Origin of the sequence: Streptomyces sp. NPDC058650 (assembly GCF_042717315.1) — a bacterium.
Classification (GTDB): Bacteria; Actinomycetota; Actinomycetes; order Streptomycetales; family Streptomycetaceae; genus Streptomyces.
Genome location: NZ_JBHXRL010000001.1, coordinates 706,094 through 727,331, shown reverse-complemented (window position 1 = coordinate 727,331; position 21,238 = coordinate 706,094). Strand labels below are relative to the sequence as shown.

General features: G+C 71.6%; 20 protein-coding genes, 1 tRNA gene and 1 pseudogene. 11 read left to right on the top strand and 11 right to left on the bottom strand.

Annotated elements, in window-relative coordinates:
- Window positions 1-73: 73 nt before the first annotated feature.
- The 9 genes from ACFWWU_RS03590 to ACFWWU_RS03550 all read left to right on the top strand — a co-directional run bounded on the left by ACFWWU_RS03590 (window position 74) and on the right by ACFWWU_RS03550 (window position 7,235).
- On the top strand, window positions 74-1,276 hold the full coding sequence (locus tag ACFWWU_RS03590) for a helix-turn-helix domain-containing protein (RefSeq protein WP_384138304.1): 1,203 nt from the start codon (window positions 74-76) through the stop codon (window positions 1,274-1,276).
- Between the two features lie 195 nt (window positions 1,277-1,471).
- Complete coding sequence (locus tag ACFWWU_RS03585) at window positions 1,472-1,918, top strand: hypothetical protein (RefSeq protein WP_384138302.1); 447 nt, start codon at window positions 1,472-1,474, stop codon at window positions 1,916-1,918.
- A complete protein-coding gene (locus tag ACFWWU_RS03580; protein ID WP_384138300.1) occupies window positions 1,915-2,109 on the top strand; it encodes a hypothetical protein in 195 nt (64 codons plus the stop codon). Before ACFWWU_RS03585 ends, ACFWWU_RS03580 begins: the two co-directional genes overlap by 4 nt.
- Before the next feature lie 80 nt (window positions 2,110-2,189).
- Window positions 2,190-3,077, top strand: coding sequence for a glycosyltransferase (locus tag ACFWWU_RS03575; RefSeq protein WP_384138298.1), 888 nt, complete (start codon window positions 2,190-2,192; stop codon window positions 3,075-3,077).
- Window positions 3,074-3,961, top strand: a complete 888-nt coding sequence (locus ACFWWU_RS03570) for an aminoglycoside phosphotransferase family protein (protein WP_384138296.1) — start codon at window positions 3,074-3,076, stop codon at window positions 3,959-3,961. Before ACFWWU_RS03575 ends, ACFWWU_RS03570 begins: the two co-directional genes overlap by 4 nt.
- A complete protein-coding gene (locus ACFWWU_RS03565; RefSeq protein WP_384138294.1) occupies window positions 3,958-4,689 on the top strand; it encodes a glycosyltransferase in 732 nt (243 codons plus the stop codon). Before ACFWWU_RS03570 ends, ACFWWU_RS03565 begins: the two co-directional genes overlap by 4 nt.
- A complete protein-coding gene (locus ACFWWU_RS03560; protein WP_384138292.1) occupies window positions 4,686-5,588 on the top strand; it encodes a PIG-L deacetylase family protein in 903 nt (300 codons plus the stop codon). Before ACFWWU_RS03565 ends, ACFWWU_RS03560 begins: the two co-directional genes overlap by 4 nt.
- Entirely contained in the window at window positions 5,582-6,196 is a 615-nt protein-coding gene (locus ACFWWU_RS03555; protein ID WP_384138291.1) for an AAA family ATPase, read from the top strand. The genes ACFWWU_RS03560 and ACFWWU_RS03555 overlap by 7 nt, the downstream gene beginning before the upstream one ends.
- A gap of 7 nt (window positions 6,197-6,203) precedes the next feature.
- Window positions 6,204-7,235 (top strand): glycosyltransferase, encoded by a 1,032-nt coding sequence (locus ACFWWU_RS03550; RefSeq protein ID WP_384138289.1) that lies wholly within the window; start codon window positions 6,204-6,206, stop codon window positions 7,233-7,235.
- Here the strand turns inward: ACFWWU_RS03550 and ACFWWU_RS03545 are convergent.
- The 7 genes from ACFWWU_RS03545 to ACFWWU_RS03515 form a co-directional block, all read right to left on the bottom strand.
- Window positions 7,232-8,263 (bottom strand): phosphotransferase, encoded by a 1,032-nt coding sequence (locus ACFWWU_RS03545; RefSeq protein ID WP_384138450.1) that lies wholly within the window; start codon window positions 8,261-8,263, stop codon window positions 7,232-7,234. The genes ACFWWU_RS03550 and ACFWWU_RS03545 overlap by 4 nt on opposite strands.
- A gap of 221 nt (window positions 8,264-8,484) precedes the next feature.
- Entirely contained in the window at window positions 8,485-8,613 is a 129-nt protein-coding gene (locus tag ACFWWU_RS03540; RefSeq protein ID WP_384138287.1) for a hypothetical protein, read from the bottom strand.
- A 181-nt stretch (window positions 8,614-8,794) separates the two neighbouring features.
- On the bottom strand, window positions 8,795-10,462 hold the full coding sequence (locus ACFWWU_RS03535; RefSeq protein WP_384138285.1) for a relaxase/mobilization nuclease domain-containing protein: 1,668 nt from the start codon (window positions 10,460-10,462) through the stop codon (window positions 8,795-8,797).
- Window positions 10,463-10,909 (bottom strand): MobC family plasmid mobilization relaxosome protein, encoded by a 447-nt coding sequence (locus tag ACFWWU_RS03530; protein WP_384138283.1) that lies wholly within the window; start codon window positions 10,907-10,909, stop codon window positions 10,463-10,465.
- A gap of 271 nt (window positions 10,910-11,180) precedes the next feature.
- Window positions 11,181-12,026, bottom strand: coding sequence for a DUF2637 domain-containing protein (locus ACFWWU_RS03525; protein ID WP_384138281.1), 846 nt, complete (start codon window positions 12,024-12,026; stop codon window positions 11,181-11,183).
- A gap of 210 nt (window positions 12,027-12,236) precedes the next feature.
- Window positions 12,237-13,535, bottom strand: a complete 1,299-nt coding sequence (locus tag ACFWWU_RS03520; protein WP_384138279.1) for a DUF3631 domain-containing protein — start codon at window positions 13,533-13,535, stop codon at window positions 12,237-12,239.
- 233 nt (window positions 13,536-13,768) lie between these two features.
- A complete protein-coding gene (locus ACFWWU_RS03515) occupies window positions 13,769-13,963 on the bottom strand; it encodes a hypothetical protein (protein ID WP_367825916.1) in 195 nt (64 codons plus the stop codon).
- A 130-nt stretch (window positions 13,964-14,093) separates the two neighbouring features.
- Between ACFWWU_RS03515 and ACFWWU_RS03510 the strand changes: the two genes are divergently transcribed.
- Both ACFWWU_RS03510 and xerC read left to right on the top strand, forming a co-directional pair.
- Window positions 14,094-14,768: a helix-turn-helix domain-containing protein gene (locus tag ACFWWU_RS03510; protein WP_384138278.1), complete on the top strand. Its 675-nt coding sequence runs from the start codon at window positions 14,094-14,096 to the stop codon at window positions 14,766-14,768.
- Window positions 14,765-16,291, top strand: a complete 1,527-nt coding sequence (gene xerC / locus ACFWWU_RS03505) for a tyrosine recombinase XerC (protein ID WP_384138276.1) — start codon at window positions 14,765-14,767, stop codon at window positions 16,289-16,291. The genes ACFWWU_RS03510 and xerC overlap by 4 nt, the downstream gene beginning before the upstream one ends.
- Window positions 16,292-16,320: 29 nt before the next feature.
- On the opposite strand, the gene ACFWWU_RS03500 is transcribed toward xerC, so the two are convergent.
- The 4 genes and pseudogenes from ACFWWU_RS03500 to ACFWWU_RS03485 form a co-directional block, all read right to left on the bottom strand.
- The gene (locus tag ACFWWU_RS03500; RefSeq protein WP_384138274.1) at window positions 16,321-17,004 is read right to left on the bottom strand and encodes a hypothetical protein; all 684 of its coding nucleotides are present in this window, start codon (window positions 17,002-17,004) and stop codon (window positions 16,321-16,323) included.
- A 367-nt stretch (window positions 17,005-17,371) separates the two neighbouring features.
- Window positions 17,372-17,444 (bottom strand) — tRNA-Lys (locus ACFWWU_RS03495).
- A gap of 209 nt (window positions 17,445-17,653) precedes the next feature.
- Entirely contained in the window at window positions 17,654-20,689 is a 3,036-nt protein-coding gene (locus tag ACFWWU_RS03490) for an FG-GAP-like repeat-containing protein (RefSeq protein WP_384138272.1), read from the bottom strand.
- 209 nt (window positions 20,690-20,898) lie between these two features.
- Window positions 20,899-21,238: pseudogene (locus ACFWWU_RS03485) on the bottom strand (RNA helicase); the annotation flags it as partial.

The window sequence follows — 21,238 nt, the reverse complement described above, 5'->3', positions numbered from 1 at the left end:
CGCAAAGGGCATCGAAGCTGCCGCTTCTGCCAGTACTGTCCGTGTGGGGCCCATCATGCGGAGGTTCTGGATCATGCAGTGGTCGGAGTACACCACCTCTGAGCGCCTGAAGGCGCTGCGCGGCGGCATGACGCAGGAGCAGCTGGCGGAGGCGTCCGGCGTATCCGTCGGCGTGGTCCGCAAGCTCGAACGCGGCGGGACGGCGTCCCTTCCGTCCCTGCTGTCGATCGCCGACGCGCTCGGTACGGACATCGCCGTGCTCTTAGGGCAGCAAGCGCCCCGCCGGTCCATGGACCGTGACGAGCGGGCCGCGCTGCGCATGGTCTCGGCAGCCACCCACGACGCGGCCATCGGCATCCCCTCCGAAGTCGAGCCAGGCACCGTCGAGGAGCTGAGGGCCGTCGTCCGCCGCGCGGACGACGCCTACTGGGGTGGCCGGTACACCGAGCTCGGCACCCTCCTGGGGCAACTCCTCCCCGAGGCGCGAGCGCGGTTCGACGCGGCCGGCACCGACGAGCGCGAAGCCGCGGCCGGTGTCCTGATCGACACCTTCCAGACGGCGGGCATGGCCGCCAACGTGCTCGGTTCGCGCGATCTCGCGTACGCGGCACTGACGTACGGCCGCCAGATCGCTGTCCAGGGCGGTGACGTTCTCCGTGACGCGCATCTCGCCGCCACGACAGCGTGGGTCAACCTCCGTGACGGCCGTACGAAGCAGGGCTTCCTCCTCGCCGCAGCCCAGGCCGACCGGATCGAGCCCAAGATGAGCGAGCACGACCCCGACAGGCTGAGCGTGTACGGGCAGCTCGTCACCAACGCCGCCGTCGCCGCGTCCCGAGGCGGAGCGAACGCCGACAGCGCGCGCGAGTACCTCTCACAGGCCCATGCCGTCGCCGCCCGCATAGGGGACGAGCACGCCCGCGGCTCCCACGCCCAGCCGTACGGGCCGATGTACGCCGCCACGCAGGCCATGAGCATCGCCGTGGCTCTCGGGGACACCGCCGGGGCGCTACGGCTCATGGACACCGTCCGCCTGGACGACACCGTTCCCCTGGCCACCCGGGCCCGCTACGGCCTCGACGTCGCCCTCACTCAGGTCGAATGCCGACGGTGGGACGCTGCCGCCGATACCCTCCAGGCCGTCTGCACGATGGCTCCCGGGTGGGTGCGCCACCAGATGCTCCCCGGCGTCATCATCAGCCGGCTCGCAGGCGTGTCCGTCACCCGGCTGCGAGGGCTCGCCGACTCCGCCGGCGTTCCCCTCGGAGTGCGCTGACCCGCACACCAGCACTGCAACGACCCGTAGTAGCCCCAGGACCGCCACCAGCCCGACTGCTACGGGACGTTGCACACCGCCGAGGGCGCCTTCTCCCGCTGCCACGGAACGTGGCACGGCGAGCGACGGCGGACCGCCGTCGGCGTCACGGCCCGTGCCTGGGCGCGCGCCCGGCGGCGCAGCAGCCTTGTGGGCATGCCGATCAACCCGCCCGACGGCCTCGGGCACGTGCCCGTCGCCGTCTACGCCTGTGCCACCACCCCCGCCGTCATCCGTGAGGGCGAGGAGCGCGGTCGCTACTACGCCGACGCCCGGCACTGGCACGTCGCCGGCGCCTGGTTCGACTTCGACCCCGCCCTGCCGCTCGCGGAACGCCCCGGCTGGCAGGCCGTCCTGTCCGCCCTCTCGGCCGGAATGATCCGGGGCGTCGTCGTCTGCGCCTTCGCGCACGTCGCCACCGACGCGGCCCAGTTCGCCGGCCTCGGCGTCCGCATCCGCGAGGAGGGCGGCTTCCTCGTGGATGCCGCGAGTGCCGCCCCGATCCGCCGTACGCCGGGTCAGCGCCAGCGGCGCCGTGACATCGCCGACGCGGCCTCCGGCTGGGACCCGCAGAGCGAGACACGTGAGGCGGACACCCTGTGACCGCGGAACGGGCGTGGGTCGGCGATCTCGTCAGGGACGCGAGAGGACGGCGGGCGATCGTCACCGATGTCCGCGCCGGCGGCACCGTCTGGGTGCTGCGCCTGCCGACCGGCGGCGGCCCCTACTGGGAGACCGCCGACCCCGACACCCTCGAAATCCTCGACCGCCGCAGCTCCGGGCCCGGTCAGTGAGCCCTCGTGAGCCTGTCATCCCCGACCAGCAGTAGACCGCCCGTCACGCCCATGCACCACGTCCGGAAGGCGAAGCGCTCATGTACGCGTTCGGCCTGTGCATCGACCAGCAGTACCTCGTCCCCGGCCTCGCCGCCCTCAGCGGCCTGGCCGACGGCCTCACCCTAACCGCCCGCCGCAACGCCGCTGTCCGGGTGCTCACCCTCGACCTCACCCCGGGGCAGGCCCTGCTCCTCTCCGACTTCGCCAAGCGAGTCGGCTTCGGCTCGTTCGACCTCCGCCACTGCGTTCCGCTGCGGACCTCCCGCATGGCCGACGCGTCGTACATCACCGTCACCACCTACCTGCGCTTCGAGTTCACGTCGGAGTTCGTGCGCAGGCCGTACCTGATCTACGTGGACGCCGACGTCCTCGTACGGGGAGACCTCACCGACCCGTTGGGCTCTCTCGGGCCGTACGAGACCGGAGCCGTGCGCGACGAGTTCAACCCGGCCGTCGGCGAGTGCCCGGCGCTGCCCGGAGCCGCCGAGCGCTGGCCTCATCTGCGCGGACGTCCCTATTTCAACGCGGGCGTGCTCTGGACCCATACCGCCCACATGCCCCGGATACGCCGAGGCGTCGAGCAGGCCCTGATCCACGCCCGGCGCCACATCCTCCACAACGACCAGGACGCCCTGAACCTGTGGCTCCTGCGATCCGGCCACGTGCGCCCGGTGGCCGCCGGCCTCAACCGATTCGAGGTCGGTCGCTTCCTGGAACGCGGGAACTGGGTCCGCCGGGTCGTCACCCGGCCGCCGAAGTCCGACCCATCAGCTGCTCTCGTACACTTCGTGGGCCCCGAGAAGCCGTGGCAGGCCGACTGCCCCGTAACGGAGGACGTCTCCGAGTACCGCCTCCACCTGGAGCGCACCCTGCGGCACGTTCGCCGTCTCGGCGCCGTCGATGTCGAACCGGCAGGTGTGCGGTGACCGCACGGGTTCCCGCCGCAGTCGTGCGCACCGCCATCGCCCTGGCTGGAGCACCGCCACACACCACGCAGCGTCTGTCCTCCCGCTCGCGTACGGCCGTGTACCGGGCGAGTCTGGCCGACGGACGCAGCGTCGTGATCAAGCTGTACGCGGCGACCGCCCGCCGCAACGCGATCACCGAGAGCGCGGCGATCCGGGCCGTGGCCAACCACGTCGCCGTCCCGGCGTTGATCGGCTACGGCCACGTCCCCGGCCACGAGGCGACGGCCCTCGTCACCGCCGATCTAGGCACGCTGACCCTGGGCAGCGCCAGGCGCTCCGGCCAGCTCTCCGACGAGCGAGCGCTGCGTGACCTCGCAGGTCTGCTCGGCCGCCTGCACCGCGCGCCCGTCCAGTCGTGGGCGCCACGGAGACCCTTCTTCGAACAGGCCACGTCACTCGGACGTCGCTGTCCGCCCAGCGTGCTGGACCGCATCGCGCCAGCCCTCGCCGCCATCACCGACGCAGTCGAAACGACGACACCCGTGTGGTGCCACGGCGACCTGCACGGCGACAACGTCGTGCTCGCCGGCCACCGATCCGTCCGCCACCTCGTCGACTTCACCGACGCCACCGCTGGACCCCGCGAGTCCGACGTCGCCCAGACCTTGGTCATGACCGACGCGGTCCGGTCGCCCCTGCGGGCCCGCACGGTCACCGACGCCTACCCCCTGGCCCTCGACCACCACCTGCTCGCCGCCTGGACGGTCTTCCACACCACCCGCTGCTGGGCTCACTCCTCCCCGGGCGACGACCGCGCCCTGTGGGCCGATCGCCTGGACGAGCTCAGCCGACGGACCCCGCACCTCTTCCGTACCCGCCGCCCGGAAAGGACGCACCGATGACCACCCCCGCCCTCTCGGTGGTGATCCCGGCCTTCAACGAGGCCGCCTACCTGCCCCGCTACCTGCCCTCCGTCCTCGCCTCCCTCGCCCGCTGGGAGGAGGTCACCGGCCATACCGGGGAGGTGATCGTCGTCGACAACGCCAGCACCGACGCCACCGCCGACATGGCCGCCTCCTTCGGCGTCCGCGTCGTCACCGAAGCAGTCCGCAACATCGGCCGGGTGCGCAACACCGGAGCGAGCGCCGCCCGCAGCGGACGCCTCTTCTTCACCGACGCGGACGTGGCCCTGCCCCTGGAGGCGGTCACCGCCGCCGCTGCCGCCATGGACACGGGAGCCATCGGCGGCGCCATCCCGCCGCTCTACACACCCGAACGGCTCGGCGCCCGTCTCCTGTGCGCGTACTGGGACCACTACCGCACCCGGCGCGGCGGAGCCCAGGGCGTCAACCAGTTCTGCACCGCCGACGCCTTCCATCACGTCGGCGGGTACCGGGACGACCTGTTCATGAGCGAGGACGTGGAGTTCTTCGCCCGCCTCACTGCCCACGGGCAGGCCACCGGCCGGCCCGTCGCGATCCTCGACGAGCTGCGTGTACGCCCCTCCACCCGCCGCTACGACCAGTGGTCGAGCCTCCGAATGCTCTGGTGGCAGAACCCTGTGACCGCCCGCCTCCGCCTGCAGTCGCCCCGCAAGTGGCGCCACTGGTACGAGACCACCGTGCGATGACGAAGGAGCCCCCTGTGCACGCGATCCTGCCCGTACCGGACGGACACGGCATCTACGCGTTCGCCGACGACCTCCACCGCGCCCACCAGGCACACAACGAGCGGCTCGGCACCCGTCACCAGGCCCACGACCACCAGGTCCTGGAGGTGACGGCACCCCACACCCGCACCCCGTACTACGTCGAGTCCCGCACCCCCGTCGGCCGCCCGGTCCTCGTACTCGAACCCCACCACGACGACTTCGCCCTCTCCGCCTCCGGCACCTTCCTCGCCCACCCCCGCCCGCTCTCCGTGGTCACCGTCTTCACCCGCTCCCGAAGCGTCCACCCCGCCCTGGAGCCCACCTACACCGACGTCGACACCGTGTCCGAGCTGCGCGACCGCGAGGGCGCCGCCGCACTCGCGCCGTTCGCCGCCCGACGACACCTCCTCGGCCACAAGGACGCGGAGCCCCCGTACCGCCCCTACGACCCCAAGAAGCTCGACCGGATCACCGAGGAGCTACGCCGGATCGTCGCGGCCCACCCCGACGCCGAACTCCTCGCGCCCGCCGCCGTCACCCGCCACCCCGACCACCTCCTCGTCCACCAGGCCGCCGTCCGCCTCGGCTGCACCTGGTTCTGGGAGGACCTCGCGTTCTGGTCCACGTACGCGCTCGCCGGCTGCGACCAGCACCTGTTCCGTATGCGTACGGGGGCGACGATGCGGCCCGAGCTGGTCGACATCACCGACGTCGTCCTGGACAAGCTCACCGTCCTGCGGATGCACGGCTCGCAGATGCAGCCGGCCCGGAAGATGTACCGCCCGATCCGGCACGCCTTCACCACCGCGGCCGACCTGGTCGACGGGGCCGGTCTCTACGCCGAGCGCTTCTACCGGAGGGAGGGATCGGCGTGCTGATCATCGCCTTGGAAGGCCCCTCCTACGCCGGAAAGTCCACGGCGATACGCCACCTTCGCCAGACCGCCCTCGGCACGCGCGCGTTCATCTCCGACTGCTATGTCAGGCACATCGCCCACCGCGACGACATCCCTCCCGCCCGAACCGACTCCGCGGCTGCCCAACTCGCCGCCTTCGAACGATTCATGGAGATCGAGAAGACCCGCGTCGCCGAGGCCGCCGCAAGCGGCCGTCAGCTCCTCATCCTCGACCGCTCCGTGGACACCCTCCTCGCCCACGCGTACGCCCTGGACGCCCTCTTCGACTACGGCGTCCACCACCAGCTCCGCGACCGGCTCCGCAGCCTCCCGTACCTGCGCCCCGACCACACGCTCTACCTCGACGTACCGGCCGAGACGCTCCACCTACGCCGCAAGACCGCCGGCCACACCGCCGCCGAGTCCGAGTACTTCCTCCACGAACCCGGCTTCCTCCACCACGCCCGCGACTACTTCGTCCACGCGCCCCGCAGGCCCGTGACGCGAGAACTCGCCGTGCTGGCCGCCGACGCTGGCCCCGACGACGTCGCCAAGGCTGTGGAAGCCCTCGTCACCTTCTGGGCGAGGTGATGCGCCGATGCCCACCGCGCTCTTCGCCTGGCGCCGCACCCCGCCTCCGTTCCTCATCGGCGGCGCCGAGGTCACCCAGCAGCTACTCGCCGAAGAACTCGCCGCCGCAGGCTGGCAGGTCACCTACCTCGGCTCACACGAGGCTCCCTGGGACGGAACCACCCAGCTCCCCGGCATGCGTACCCACCTCGACACCCACGGGATCCCTTACGACGAGGAAGAGGGCACCCTGCGCTACCGGTGGAACGGAGTCCACTGCTCGGCGTTGACGCAGAACAACGTGGAGCGCGTGCTCGGCGGCTTCATGCGAGACCTCCGACCCGACGTCGTGTTCACCTCGCAGGAGGGCTCGGCGGAGCTTGCCGCGCAGGCACGACCGACCTCGCTCGTTGCCGGCCTCCTGCACTCCGTCTCCGCCACCGGCTTGGGCGTCCTCGCGGGCCGCCCCCACCACGCCCTCGCGGTGTCGGAATTCGTCCGGGCCCGCGCACCCCACACGCCCGGAACCCGGCTCACCGTGATGTACCCGCCGTTCGCGCCGCCCCAGAAGAGCGCGAACCCGGCCCGCACCGAGTCCGTCCTCATGATCAACCCCATCCCCGCCAAGGGATCCGAGCTGCTGCACGACCTCATCCGGCACATGCCGGAACAGCACTTCACCCTGGTCGAGGGGTGGTGGGACACCGCAGCCGATTTCGCCGCCTACCCGAACGTGACGTACGTGCCCCGCGTGTACGACATGGAGCCGCTGTACCGCAGCCACCACCTCCTGCTGGTCCCGTCTACCGTGGAAGACGCCTTCCCGCGCGTGATCATCGAGGCCGCGCTCCACGGCGCTCCGACCGTCGGCACCGACCGGGGCGGCATCCCCGAAGCCGTCGGCGACGCAGGAATCATCCTGCCCAGCGCCGCCGGCCCCGAGGCGTGGGCACGAGCGATACGGGACGCCGACCACAGGACCTTGGGGGCGAGGGCCCAACACCGGGCCCTCCAGTACACACGGCCGTGCCTCCCCGAACTCCGGGCACTGGGGATCTAGGCAGCCCCGGCGAACGCTCGCTCCACCACGTCGAGCCGCTCCGTCCACCAGTGGAGGAGCGCCTCGTCGGCGAGGAACAGGTCGTCGCAGGAGTGATCGCCCCGGCCGTAGTGGAACTCCAACTGCCAGAAGTCCGTCATGCGCTTCCACCACAGGCGGCGCGCGGCGTCGAGAAGGGCGTCCGGCTCCAAGGGCACCACCGCCCGGTAGCCGCTGACGAAGGCGGACACCCGCTCCAGGTCGAAGACTCCCTCCACACCGAACTGCACCTGCGCCGTACGGACGACCTCCTCCGCGTACGGGCGGACGCCCAGCCGGTCCCAGTCCAGGATGGCGGTCAGCTCGCCGTCGACCCAAAGGAGGTTCCTGTACTGGAAGTCGCCGTGCGTCCAGCCGTGCGGACCCGCGGGGAGGTCGCCCTCGGGGCGCAGGTGGGCGTGCTTGTCCAGCAGGACCTTCCGCTGTTCGAGGGCAAGGCCGGCGGCCACGTCGAAGCTGTCGCCCGCACCCCGCGCCGTCACCGCTTCGGCGAGCCGGTCCGCCTTGTGAACAGCTCGGCCGGCGTCGGTCACTTCTGCGGTGACTGACGCCGGCACGGCAGGCAGTCCCTCGTTGGTGACCACGCGGCCGAGCGCCGCGTGGAGCCCCGCAAGATGAGCGCCGAGCTCGGACACCTGCGCCAGGGAAAGGTCGGTTCCGCGGATGTGCTCGCCGGGCGTCCACGGGAACAGGCAGTAGGCGCTGCCGCCGATCTGGGCGATCACATCACCCTGGGTGGTGGCGAGCGGCGCGGGAGCAGGGACGCCGTACGAAGCCAGTAGGGGAAGAGCTGCGAGGTTACGGCGTAGTCGTTCGAGCGGCACGTCCGTGACCCGCTTGAGGGCGAATCGCCCCACCCGGGTGTCCAGCCGCCAGTTCACGTTCATGAGGCCCTCGGCCAGGTGGTGTCGCTCCACCACTTCTCCGAGGTCGAACGCCCTGATCAGCTCGGCAAGATCATCGGCGGGGATGCGCGTCCTGTCCGCCATGCTCGCGTCGGTCACACAGGCGACGATACGGGAGCTGGACGCCCAGGCGCAGAAGGATCACTGGGCTGCCTACCCAGACGGACGCGGAGCGCGAGGACCTTGTGGAGGATTCCCGCCGTGGCCCAATAACCAGGCTCTGCGCCAGTCGTTTGCCGGGTCATCAAGAAGATCATCGCTACCGCTGCCCTGGCCCTGACGAGCCTCGCGCTCGCGACTCCGGCTCACGCCGACGACGACAGCAACTTCGGACCGGGCATCAACGCCGCCAACAACTGGAACTTCAGTGCCGCCGCCGTCTGCTTCCAGGAGCTCGCGGTCGTGCCCGTCGGCGGGGCCTGGACGGGCGACACGGTCAACCACTGTGTCAACGGCAACGTCATCGACCCGAGCAACGGCTGATCTCGCAGCGTGTCCCGTTGCTGTTCCGCGCCGGAACAGGACTGCTGTTCCGGCGCGGAACCCCTCCCTGGGGAGGGCTTCCTCCCGGTTCACCGAGTGAACATGCCGAGGCGGCCCGGTGCAGGCTCCGCGTCACCGGCTCCTTGGCCGGGAGGTGGTCGGCGGGGCGGGCGGTGTCGTGGCGGCGCTGGGCTGGATCGGCGCTGCTGCCTTGCGAGGTGAGGACTTCCCCGCCTCTGGGGCTCGCAGGCGGTTCAGACGCCAGATGAGGACTTCACTGAGGTTGGTGGCGGTGTCGAGCTCGCGGTGGCGGGCCGCTTCAGCGAGGAGCCGTGCTGCGGAGCGGCCGGGCTTCGCGGCGTCGTTGAGGGTGGCGGCCAGGGCGGGCCAGCCGGGTTCGGTGAGGATCTGTTCGGCCAGGTCGGGCAGTGTGCGGCGGATCAGGGCGGCCTGCTGGTGCAGCTGCCACTGGGGAAGGGCCTTGCCCTGGTGCTGGAGCGCGGTCAAGGGATCAGTGGCTGCGGTCTGGTAGGCCGCGCGGATGTGTACGGCGGCCTGCTGTGCGGCCTCGGCCTGTTGGTGGTGGGCGCGGGTGCGGTGCCAGTGCTGGGCGGCGATGACCGCGAGCAGCAGGGCGTCGAGGGTGATAGCGAGGAGCGCGCCGTCCTTGGGGGCGGGTTCGCGCAGGATCGCCTTCACTGCCCTGCGGGTGGCCTGGGCCTGCTGGTGCTCGGCGCGGATACGGGAGCGGCTGGCTCGTTCGTACGCGGCTGCCGCCTGCCCGAGCTGGGGGCGGATACCTGCCGGCGCGACCATCGGCAGGGCGTCTAGCGCTTCTGCGAGGACCGTGATGTGGGCCTGTCCTTCTTCGTCCCCGCCGCTGGCGAGGTGGTCGGGCATCCTGTCGACCGCCTGCGCGAGGCGGCTCCAGGCGGTGGTCTCGGGCGGGAGCGCGAAGCTGACGGCGGCTGGTGCCAGGCGTTCGGCGATCTTGGGGTAGGAGAGGTCGGGGGCGAGGGTGGAGCCGGAGAACCACACCGGTTCGCCCTGGGCGTTGGTGTCGCCGGCGAGGGCCACCTTGTAGCCGCGGACGTCCCCGGAGGGGAAGTACTGGACGTCGATCAGAGCTCCGGCCCCCTTGATGACGCGGAAGAACTCCTCGGTGCTCGTGGCCGCTGAGGCGGCGGTGCGGGTGATGGTGCGCAGGCGTTCCCGGGATGTCCGGGCGGTTCCCGTGCGGCGGGCCTTCTCCTGTTCGGCGCGGGTGGGGCGCTTCGCGGCGGTGAGGTCGCCGCGCGGGACCTGGCGGAGCCCGTACTCCTTCTCGATGGCGACGAGTTCCTTGTCGGCGCGCAGGAAGTCGTTCCAGTTTCGTGGCGGGCGGAGGTCGCCTCGGACCTTGGTGGCGACGATGTGGATGTGGTCGTCGGCGTGGCGGACGGCGATCCAGCGGCAGGCGTCGGGGTCGCCGGCCGGGGCGATGCCGGTGGCGTTCAGGACGCGGCAGGCGATGGCGGCCCACTCGTCGTCGGTTAGGTGGCGGTCTTCGGGGGCGGCGCGGATCGAGCAGTGCCAGACGTGGCTCTTCGGCGCCTTGTGGCCGGCCTGCTTGACCCGCAGGTCGAGGGCTGTGGCGAGCTGGGCGAGGGTGGCGTCGGGGTCGCGGCCGGGGTCGGGGGCGAAGCCGTCCCAGGAGGCGACGAGGTGGGGGTCGGTGTGCTCGTTGGCACGGCCGGGCCCGAACAGGTAGTTCAGGACGCCCCTGGTCTTGTGGCCGGGCTTGCCGATCTTCGCGATCAATCAGGCCGCCCAACGCTTCGTGGCCGCCACATCGGCAGCGGCGTCGACGTCCTTGACCGTCTCCTGGACCAGGGCCACGAGCCGTCCGGCCTCGGCGAGCACGGCGGCGTCCACAGAGTGTGTATCGCCGCCGGAGTTGAGGCGCTTGGCGATCTGGTTCACGTTGGTGCCGATCCGGGCGACCTGCTCGCGCAGGGCCGCGTACTCGTCGATCAGGTCATCGACGGCGGTCCGCTCGGCGGGAAGGGCGAGGTCGCCGTTGAGGTGCGCCATGACGACGGCGCCGACGAAGTGCGCGCCGGCCAGACCGAGGCGACGGGCCTCGGCGCGGATCGCCTGCTTCTCGGCGACGCTGTAGCGGACGTCGACGCGCTCTTTGCGCTGCTCGTCCTGGCGGGCGCGACGGCGGGCGACACGGCGCAGAGCGGCCTCGTCCGCCGCGCGCACACCCCCTGTCCCCGGTGCGCCCTCGCGCCGGGGACCCGCCGCCTCCGCCACCCCCGGGGCGGAGGCGTCCGCGTTGGACCGACCCTTGGACGGTCCAACGCCATACCTTGCTCCGCCCGGGGCAGGGTGGGTGGCCGGCTGCTGGGTTGTGCGTGGGGAATCGGGGATGGTCTGTGCGTGCATGGGCGGGCTCTCTGATCCGGCGGGGAGGGTGGAAGCAGCACTCGCCCCGGAGGGTTCCGAGGCGAGTGGCCTGTGGTCGGGGTCGGGGCTACGCGGCGGTTTTGGTGAGCTGCTGGTCGAGCTCGGTCTGGAGCTCGCCCTTGGCCTTTTCGAGGCGTTCGCGTCGGCCGGGCCTGAGGCCCTCGGCGCGGATGGCCTTCTCCATGTGGCGGCGGGAGACGCGGCCGTCGCGTCCCAGGGGAGCGGTGCGTCCGATGGCGATCACCTGTTCGTAGGTGGCGAGCGGGCGCTGGCCGCCCTCAGCGGCGGGCGGCGGTTCAGGATCAGCCACTTGCTCGTCGGCGCCCTCGGCCACGTTTTCGGCGGGGGCCGGGTCTTTTGTGGCTGCCGGTGTGCCGGGCTCCGGAGGCGTGGCCGCCGGGACGTGGCGGGCCTCTGTGTGAGGCTCTGGGTGGGCGGGGCGGCGCTGGACGAGGAGGTAGAGGTGGACGGCGCCGGCGAGGGCGAGTGGGGCGATGGCGGAGATGACGCCGACGGTGATGTCATCCAGCACGAGCCCGCCTCGGTGGGTCTGCTGGTTGAGGCGGACGGCGTGCAGGACGTTGGCCCAGATGCTGGTGGCGGTGGCGATGCTGACCAGGCCCCAGACGTACGCCCGGGACCCCCAGTGCGCGGTGCGCACGATGAGGAGGGCTCCGATGCCGATGGCGATGAAGCCGTCGATCACCAGGGGGAAGGCGTAGGTGAGGCCCGGGTGGATGTGGCTGGCAGTGGCCATCTGGCGCAGGGCGTCGTACGAGAGCGCGAAGGCGGCCACGGCAAGGAGGGCGACGCCCGCGGGGATCAGGACGGGGAGGGCGACCCACCTGCGGATCAGGGCGAGGGAGGGGAGGCGAGGGACGGAGGGAGGTGCGGTGGTGTTGGGGTAGGTCAAGACGGGGTGCTCCGGAAGCTCGGGGAGGCGGGGTTGGCCGCGCGGCCGGTGGCGTGTGTCGGGTGACAGGTGGGAACCGTCCCGACTCGTCGCATGCCTGGTCAGCGCAGGTACGGGTCAGGGTGGCGATGTCGGGTCGACTCGTTGCGTGCCGGTGACCCGTCCCGGCCCTGACCTGCGCGGCGACGGGTCGGGACGGGTCGTGCCGGGTCAGGCGCCGGGTGCCGGTTCCGGCAGGAGCAGCGGCTCGGCAGCCAGGGAAGCGGCCGGTGCGGGCTCGGGGCAGTAGCGGGCCCAGGCGTCGGTGAACTGCAGGCGGGTGAAGCCCTTGGCCTGGCAGCCGTCGGGGAATCGGCGGTTGGCCGAGCCGATGCCGTAGTCCTTCAGCAGGAGCTGCAGGCCGCGCGGGGTGAGGCCCTTGTCCGTGTAGTCGGGCCACGGGGATTCCGCGTCCTCGTTCAGGATCCCGAGCAGACGACTGGTGCGGATGACCGGCGGGTTGCCCTCGGCGGCGAAGGCGCGGCGGATGTCGGCGAGGAGCCGGAGGTTCAGGGCGCTGTTGTCCTGGTCCTGCTCGGCCTCGTGCTTCGTCATCGCCAGACACGCGGTACGGGCGGCCTCGGGCCAGGCACCGCCGGCGAGGTCGGCGACGGCGACCAGCGGCTCCCAGGTGTCGGCGGCGCGGTCCTCGACCGGCATCGGCGGAGTGAGGTCCATCGCGGTGGCATGCAGCGGTGCCAGCCACTCCACGAGCCGGTCTCGCACGGCGTGCAGGGTGGTGGTGTCCCGTACGGTGCGGAACTCGGCGACCTTCTCCCCCGGCCTGCGCCGTCGCATCCGGATCACGACCGACCGGTCCATGATCGTGTCGGGGAGGTCGCCGATTCCGGCGAGGGCGGCCATGGCGAAGGTCGGGAACTTCGACACCTCGTGGTTCGGGCCGGACACCCGCAGGGTCGGGCGGTTGCGCTGGTGGCCGGCGTTGAGCAGGCCACGCATCTCCTCGTTCTTCTCCGCGACCTTCGCCGACCCGAAGAGGGTGTCGGCCTCGTCGACCAGCAGGGTCGGCGGGTTCTCGGTGATCGAGCGAAAGACCGCGGCGGCAGAGGCGTTGACCGTGATCAGCGGGTCGTGGACGGTCTCGGTGACCACGTCCAGGAGCCGCGACTTCCCGCACCGCTTCGCAGGGGCGACCACCGCGAGACGCGGGGCGTGCTGCCACGCCGTCTGCAGGTGCGTGGCCGCCACCCACAGCGTGACGGCGTCCAGCGCCTCCGGCGAGGGGAGGATCACGAACTTCTTTATCTGCCGACGCAGTTCGTCCAGGCGGGCTGATCCGACGGTCGGCTCGGGGGCCTCCTCCGCTGCGGGCTCGTCTACCGGAGCGTCCTCGATGCCGTCGGCCGCAGAAGGCCGGCCGGTGTACTCGCCGGGCTTGCCCGGCTCGGCAGTCGGTGGCCATTCGGGCTCGCCGGAGGCGGAATAGGGCTGGGTTTCGGGATGTTCCACGGGGCAGCTCCTCGTCTGGCGGTGGCGGGCTCGCACGCCCGTGCCGCCGGGTTGGTTCTTCCAGGGCCGTTCGGGGTTGCTCGGGCCTCCGGCGTCGCACCGCCGGGGGCCCTTCTCCTTCTCGCGGGCAGCAGGCCGCCGCGAGGGACCACGAACCGTACGTCCACCCCCGGCAACAGTCCAGCGATTCTGTGTCAGCTCAGCGCAGAACCGTCTGCTACCTTCTTCCGCTCTCAAGCGGCCAAACCCAACAGGTCGAGCAGGTCGGCCGTCACCACGCGGTACGCGTTTCCCAGCCGCAGGACCCTGCACGGGTACTCGCCCCGCTTCGCCAGCTCATAGCCCTTGCTCCGCCCGAGCCCCAGCGCGCGATTGCCCGTATCCAGGTCAACGGCTACCGGCAGGGCCAGCAGCTCCTCCCGGCTCATGCCCTTCGGACCGGTTTCCATGATGTCGTCGCGCACGCGGCGCCCCTCTCGTCACAGCCCTCGGCGAACACGGCTCTCGCGTCCGGCTCCAGGCCAGCAAGAACCATGATGGGGAAGTTAATGTGTCTGCATGACACAATGTGATGGGGACGATGAAGCGGACGACTTCCCCGAGTGGGTGGACCGGGTGAAGGCCAACGTGGCCGGAGAGGTCCGGCGGAGAAGGAAGGAGATGGGGTGGAGCGCACAGGACCTGGCGGACCGCTGCGAGGAGCTGGGGCATCCCATCCCGCGGAACGTGATCGCGAACATGGAGTCCGGCCGCCGTGCCGTCCTCCCCCTGGTGGACGTCATCGTCCTGGCCGCCGCCCTGGAGACGTATCCGGCCCATCTGATCTTCCCCGTCGGCTACGTCGAGGAGACCCAGGAACTCCCCTTCCAGAGGCTCGTGCCCACCTGGGACGCCTTGCGGCGCTTCACCGGCGAGACAGAAGTGCCCGGGCACGACGCCGGCCTCGTCCCCGACTTCGAACGCCACGCCAGCCTCGTCCGCACCGCGCTCGCCGCGCTCGAAGAGGAGGAGAACGCCCGCTTCGCGGCCAAGCAGGCCACCAGCCGCGCCCAGCGGGAGGAAGCCGAACGCAAGCAGGCCGCCTACGCCGACCAGGCCATCTCCGCCAAGTACAGGCTCCGCCACCTTCGCCGCGAGCTCCGCGACGAGGGCGCCGTCCCACCCGACCTGCCCCACGCACTGAGTGACGTCGACCCGCCAGAAGACAACCCCGTCCAGGAGGACCGCCTTTGAAGGGCTCCACGCACCGACGTTGCTACTGCCGCGACCCCCACACCGGGAAGCCGCTCGGCAAGAACTGCCCCAAGCTCGCTGGCCGGAAGCACGGCTCGTACTCCATCCGTCAGGAGCTCCCGCCCCGCGAGGACGGCACCCGCCGTTCCTTCAGCCGCGCCGGCTACGCGACCCTCAAGGAAGCCCAGGCCGACCTCGACCACGTCCGCTCACTCCTCGCGCTGGCCAACGCGGACGACCCCGACAGCCTCCAGCGCCTCGTCACGCTCCTGGAGGAGATCGCTGCCGAGAAGGCCCCGCTGCCTGAGATCGAGGAGACCCGACGCCGCCTGCGGGCCGGACTCGGGCTGCGGGGCAGCCTCACCGTCGGCGAGTGGCTGGACTCGTGGTTCGCCTCGAAGAAGCGTCGCAAGACCACCCTCAACGGCTACGCCTCGCACATCCGCGTCCACCTGAAGCCCCGCATCGGGCACATACGCCTGGACCGGCTCAACGTCGGTCACCTGGTGGAGATGTTCGACGGGATCGCCGACGACAACGAGGTGACCGCCGCCGAGAACCAGGCCCGCCGCGAGCAGGTCGCCCGCTGCAAGCCGAGCAAGCCCGGTCGTCCCGTCGCCGCCGAACGGGCCCGGCTCGCCGCCGAGCGGGCGAAGCTGGCGGAGATGAAGCCGTTCCGGAAGATCACCGGCCCGGCGACCCGGCAGGCCGTACGCCGCACCCTCCGCGCGGCCCTGAACTCCGCCATCGCCCAGCAGCTCATCACCTTCAATCCGGCCGCCCACGTCGAGCTGGAGTCCGGCAAGCGCCCCAAGCCGCTGCTGTGGACCGACGAGCGGGTTCGCCGCTGGCGGGAGACGGGCGAGGTCCCCGGCCCCGTCATGGTGTGGACCCCGCAGCAGTTCGGCGCCTTCCTCGACGCAGCCGAGGAGGACCGCCTCTATGCCCTCTTCCACCTCATGGGCACCCGCGGCCTCCGGCGCGGCGAGGCCGTCGGCCAGGACTGGCACGAGACCGACCTCGACGCCGGCCTCATCACCCCGGCCAAGGAGATCGTCGTCGACGGCTGGGACCCGTACGAGTCCGAGCCGAAGACCGACGGCAGCGCGGGCACGATCGCCCTCGACAGCGTGAACATCGAGGTCCTGCGCGCTCAGAAGGCCCGTCAGGCGAAGGAGCGGAGGAAGGCCGGCGCCGCCTGGCAGGACACGGGAAAGGTCTTCACCAAGGAGGACGGTTCTTGGCTCCACCCGGAGACCGTCTCGGAGACCTTCCGTCGCATCCTCGCCGCCACCGACCTCCCGCCCATCACCCTGCGGGACCTCCGCCACGTCTCGGCCACGCTCACCCACGGCGCGGGCGGCGACATCCACACGATCAAGGAGACCCTCCGCCACTCCACGATCACGTTGACCTCGGACACGTACACAAGCCTCCTCCCGGAGGTCGACCGCGCGGTGGCCGAGGCAGCAGCGAAGCTGATACCTCGCTCGCGTGACAGGACGTCAAGCACGGCGGACTGATGCTCTGACGCCGCTCTCCGCCACCGGCCTCAGAGCGGTACAAGCCCTTCCAGGAACGCGGTCACCTCGTCGCTGTACATCTCCATCCATTGCGATGGGTCAGCAAGGGGATGCCGGACGACCGGGATATGGCGACAGAGGTTACGAAGATCCACGGACGTGACATCTTCACCGAACCGAATCCACTCGTTGGCGACCGCCCAGCCTTGTCGATCAAGGACCGACTCGACACCACTGAATGGCGCGTCTCTCTCCTGGGCCGTCAGAACCCAGGCAAGCGGAGGGAAGTACACCTCAGCGAACGTGTTGTAGTGCTCCCGCTTCCCGAGGACCCTCTGGGAGTAGACGGGGCCAGTCAGCCGTGCAGTCCTGTGGGGGTAGATCGCCATACGCAGGGCGAGAGTCTCTGGCATGGCGATCCCCATCTTGCCCTCATGGAGTTCGGCCGCGAGCTGGGGAAAGAGAAGCCGCAGGTGCGGGCTGATGGCGAACATACCGATCAGGACCGACCGTGCCACCAGCCCTGGCGCTACAGAGACCGCGGGCGGAGCCTGCGGATCCACGAGCTGGAGGTGCTTGGCCGCTCGCCCGTAAGTCCAAAGCCTTCTCACGAAGTCGCCGTAGGCGGCGTCGTACCGCGCGCCCGCGAAGTTGTTGCACTGCTCGCACAATCCCCGCAGCCAAAGGCCCCCGGCTGCGGGGCGGCCGTGCATACGGACTCCATCAGAGATACGGACGACCGCACTCGTCACTCTGTCGCCATTGCCAGCAGCCTGGGGCGGAACATGGGCCCGAGACATCCTCCGCGTGTCACCGCACAACCCGCACGGCCGAGGGCTCCGGCTTCGCAGGTCGAGTCCCAAGGTCCCTGGCGGGCGCTTGTCAGCCACCGCTTGAGTGTAGGAGTCGGCAGGAGTCAGCCGGTGCGAATTCCCGAAACTGCCGATGTCTTCGAGCACACCGCCTCCCGCTCACGCACCGCTCACGCAAGCACCCCCGAACGCCGAAGCGCCCCGACCAGTCGAACCCGGTCGGGGCGCTCCCCAGCAGGTCAGAGGGTTTCCCCTCCCCCACCACGTGTAGGCCGTGTGGGACTCGAACCCACAACCAATGGATTAAAAGTCCACTGCTCTGCCAATTGAGCTAACGGCCCGTGGACAAGCACACCCGAGCAGCATAGCCCGAGAGCTCCCCGGAACCGATCGGGTATCCGACACGAGACGCGGCACGTTGCGCGGCGCGAGGGGCGGAGAGGGCACGGCGAGAGGCGCGGGGAGGGCACGACGAGAGGCGCGGTCGGAAGATCAGAGGCCCGGCCGCCCCGGACCGGGCCCCTCAAGCGTTCGTCAGGTCGTCAGGTCGTCAGTGAAGGCTCCTGAAGGCGTTCCAGCCGCCGCCGACCAGTCGGCGCGAGCCGTACGCGCCGGTGCAGGTGCCGTCGTAGGCGAACAGGTTGCCCGTGGTCTCGCGGGCGACGAGGTCCGGGCAGCCGTCGCCCGAGATGTCGCCGACGCCCGTCAGGGCGGAGTAGACGCCCCAGCCCGAGCCGAGCCGTACGCGGGCCGTCACGCCGCCGGTCGGCGTGCCGTAGTACCGCCACAGCACGCCCGACGCGTCCACGCCCAGCAGATCGCTCCGTCCGTCGCGGTTCAGGTCGCCGGCGCCGGTGATCTTCTTGTACAGCTTCCAGTTCGTGCCGATCCGGACCCGGGGCTTCAGCCGGTGGTCCGCCGTCCCCCCGTAGAAGTACATGTCGCCCGTCGACGTCTGACGCACGACCAGGTCCGCGGACCCGTCGCCGTTCGTGTCGCCCGGGGACGTCAGCGTGTCGTACTGTCCCCAGCCCGAGCCGACCGGCGTGTACGGCGAGGACGCCGACACCACCTTCCCGCACCCCGGCCGGTACGCCCGCAGCTGGTCCCCGACGCGCACCAGCACGTCCAGGCATCCGTCGCCGTCCACGTCGCCGAACGGCACCGGGACGGACGTCGTCGCGAACCTCGCGCCCGTGCCCGCGATCCGTGCCATCAGCCCTCCGTACCCGTCGCCCCGGTACATCGACACGAGGCCCGCCGGGTCCATCACCAGCAGATCGCCAAGGCCGTCGGTCCCGGCCATGTCCCGCCACGCCGGCCGACCGCCGGACACCGTGATCACGCCGGAGATCACCAGGTCCTGGCCCTGCCCGTCCGCCGTACGCGCCGTCAGGTCCCAGGAGTACGGCCCGTTCGGAACCGCCTTCCCGCCCGCCGTCCGGCCGTCCCAGGCCACATCGACGCGGCCCCGGGTCTCGCCGCCCCCATAGGTACGGATCGGGGCCCAGGAGCGGAAGTCCCGGATCGTCAGCTCCCAGTTCGACGCGGGCTTCGAGAGCGCCCAGGAGGCCTTCCAGCCGTCCTTCGACCGCATGGTCGTCGGCGTGCTCCTGGACGCGGCCGTCAGATCGGAGGCGGGCACGCCCGTCCACACCACGTGGACGCGGTTCTCGCCGTCCTTGTACGCGACGGCCCCGCCGAAGCGGTCCACCGTCCAGGCCACCCGGCGGGCGCCCGGGACGGGCTCGGCGTCGACGAGGACACGGGCCGAGGCAGTTCCCGTGTGGAAGTCGGTGAGCCGCAGGTGGCCCGACGCCCGGTCCACGTAGTAGCCGTCGCCGAGCAGGCCGTCGGAGGTCACGCCCTGGCCCAGCGGAACGTTCCGCTTCGTCCTCAGGTCGACGACCCCCCGCGTGGAGGTCCCGCAGGCCCAGTACAGCCAGCGTCCGGCCGCCGCCTGGAGCTCCGTCACCGGGCAGGCCGCCCCGGTCGCGACCTTCCCGAGGTCCTTGCCGCTGACCACGTCGACACGGCCGACCTCGCCGTTCACGCCCGTGCCCGAGAACAGGGTGTCGCCCCACAGGGCCGCCGCCGTCCCCGGCTGCCTCCGGACGACGGCGGACGCCCCGGCCGCCGCGTTCAGATCCACGACGAGCGTCTGACCGCCGCTGCTCCGGAAGGCCGCCCACCGGCCGAACGCGTCGGCGAGCGCACCGTCGGTCTCTCCCGTGAGCGCGCGGCTCGCCTGCCCCGAGGAGCGTCGGCCGACGACCTCCAGCGTCCCGGCACCGTTCCGCACCGCGTACACCGTCCGCCCGTCGCCGCTGTCGAACAGCGGCGTGGTGCTCTCCGGGCTCCCCGGCTCCGGGCTCCCCGGCTCCGCGCCCGCCCACACCGGCGCCGACTGGCCCGTGTGCAGCGGGCCGACCGGCAGGGTGCGCGCGTGGAAGCCGCCCTTGCCCGCGTCGGGTTCCAGAGTGGACAGCCGGCCCGCGCCGAGCGCGAGCGAGGCGACCGTCGCCGGCAGCGGTTCCACGCGGCGCAGCTTCTCCAGGACGGGCGCGCCGCCCGCCTTGCCCGGGACGGCCTTGAGGAGGGACCAGTCGGTGGCGGACGTACCGCCGACGACGGCCGCGCCCCCACCGCCGTCGATCTGGGCGAGTCCGGCCTCGGCGCTCCCCAGCAGCGTCTGCGCGCGCCCGTCGGGGTGCAGCGCGACGAGCCGCCGGTTCACCGGCCCGGAGCTCTCGCCGAGCGCCAGGACCCAGTCGCCGACCAGGCCGATACGGGCGGTGCTCAGGTCCTCGGGGAGGGCGAAGGCCCACCCGGGACCGGTCAGGGCGGCGCGCTCCCGCACGTGCACCGTGCGGGCCGCGTCCACCCACGCGATCCGGTCGGGGCTCACCGCCACGGCCGCGACCTGCGTGCTCCCGGTCGGGCCGACCGTCATCCGGCCGGTGCTCAGGTCGACGACGCCCAGGTACGCGTGCGGGTCGGCCGGGCGGCCGAAGCGGATCACGGCCAGGGAGCCGTCGCCCGCGACGAGCCGCGCCAGGTGCAGGTCCGCCCCCGCCGGCCAGCCGGTCACCGGGACCGGCGGCGCGGCGAGATCGGCGGCGCTGCGCAGGTAGAAGCCGGTCGTCGTGGAGGAGTCCCCGGCCGACGCGTACCGCTGGAAGAGCAGGGTGGAGCCGAGCAGGCCCCGGTAGGTCGCGTCCTCCGGCACGTCGAACGACTGCTCGGTGCCGTTCTCCAGGTCCCGGAGGGCGTGGGCGCGGATGCCGCGCTGGACGTACAGGTACCGCCCGCCGGTCCCGGACGTCGCGACGGCGCCGTCCTCGGGCCCGTACCCCACCGGGACGCTCTCGCCGCTCGCGAAGTCGGTCCACTCCAGCTGCCCGCCGGAGCCCTCCGTCGCGTGCGCGTAGCCGGTGGCGCCGACGGAGGTGACGATCTCCTGCCGGGGCACGCCCCGCCAGTTCGGCGTGATGTCCAGCTGGTCGATCCCGACGACCGGCGAGGCCTGCGCGGTCCCGGCGGGCGACAGGCCGACGCCTGAGGCCAGGAGCGCTGCGGCGAGCACGGCGATACGCGCGCGGGGTCGCCGCGCGCGTGCGTAACGAGACAAAGAGAGGTCCCTCCCCAGGGCAACCACGTCGACCGGCTGAGCGTAGCCGCCCGAACGGCGACACGAATCCCGGATACGAGCCCGGATACGAGCCCGGATACGAGTCAGGGCCCGTACCAGCACCGAAGTGCTCGTACGGGCCCTGCTCAGCGTGCTACACGGACTCAGCCGTTGCGCTTCCAGCGCGGCTTGTCGTCGCGGCGGCCGAAGGAGGAGCCGCCGGTCGAACCGGTCGAACCGGTCGAGCCGGTGCCGCGGTGCTCGTCACGACGGCCGTACGGGCGGTCGCCGCCGGCGGGGCGGAAGCCGCCGGCGGGGCGGTCGTCGCGACGGTCGCGGTTGAACGGACGGTCGCTGCCGCGGTGGCCGCCGGCCGGACGGTCGTTGTCACGGCGCTCGAAGGGGCGGCCGCCACGGTCGTCACGGTTGAAGCCACCCGACGGACGGTCGTCACGACGGAAGCCACCCGAGGACGGACGGTCGTTGTCGCGACGGAAGCCACCA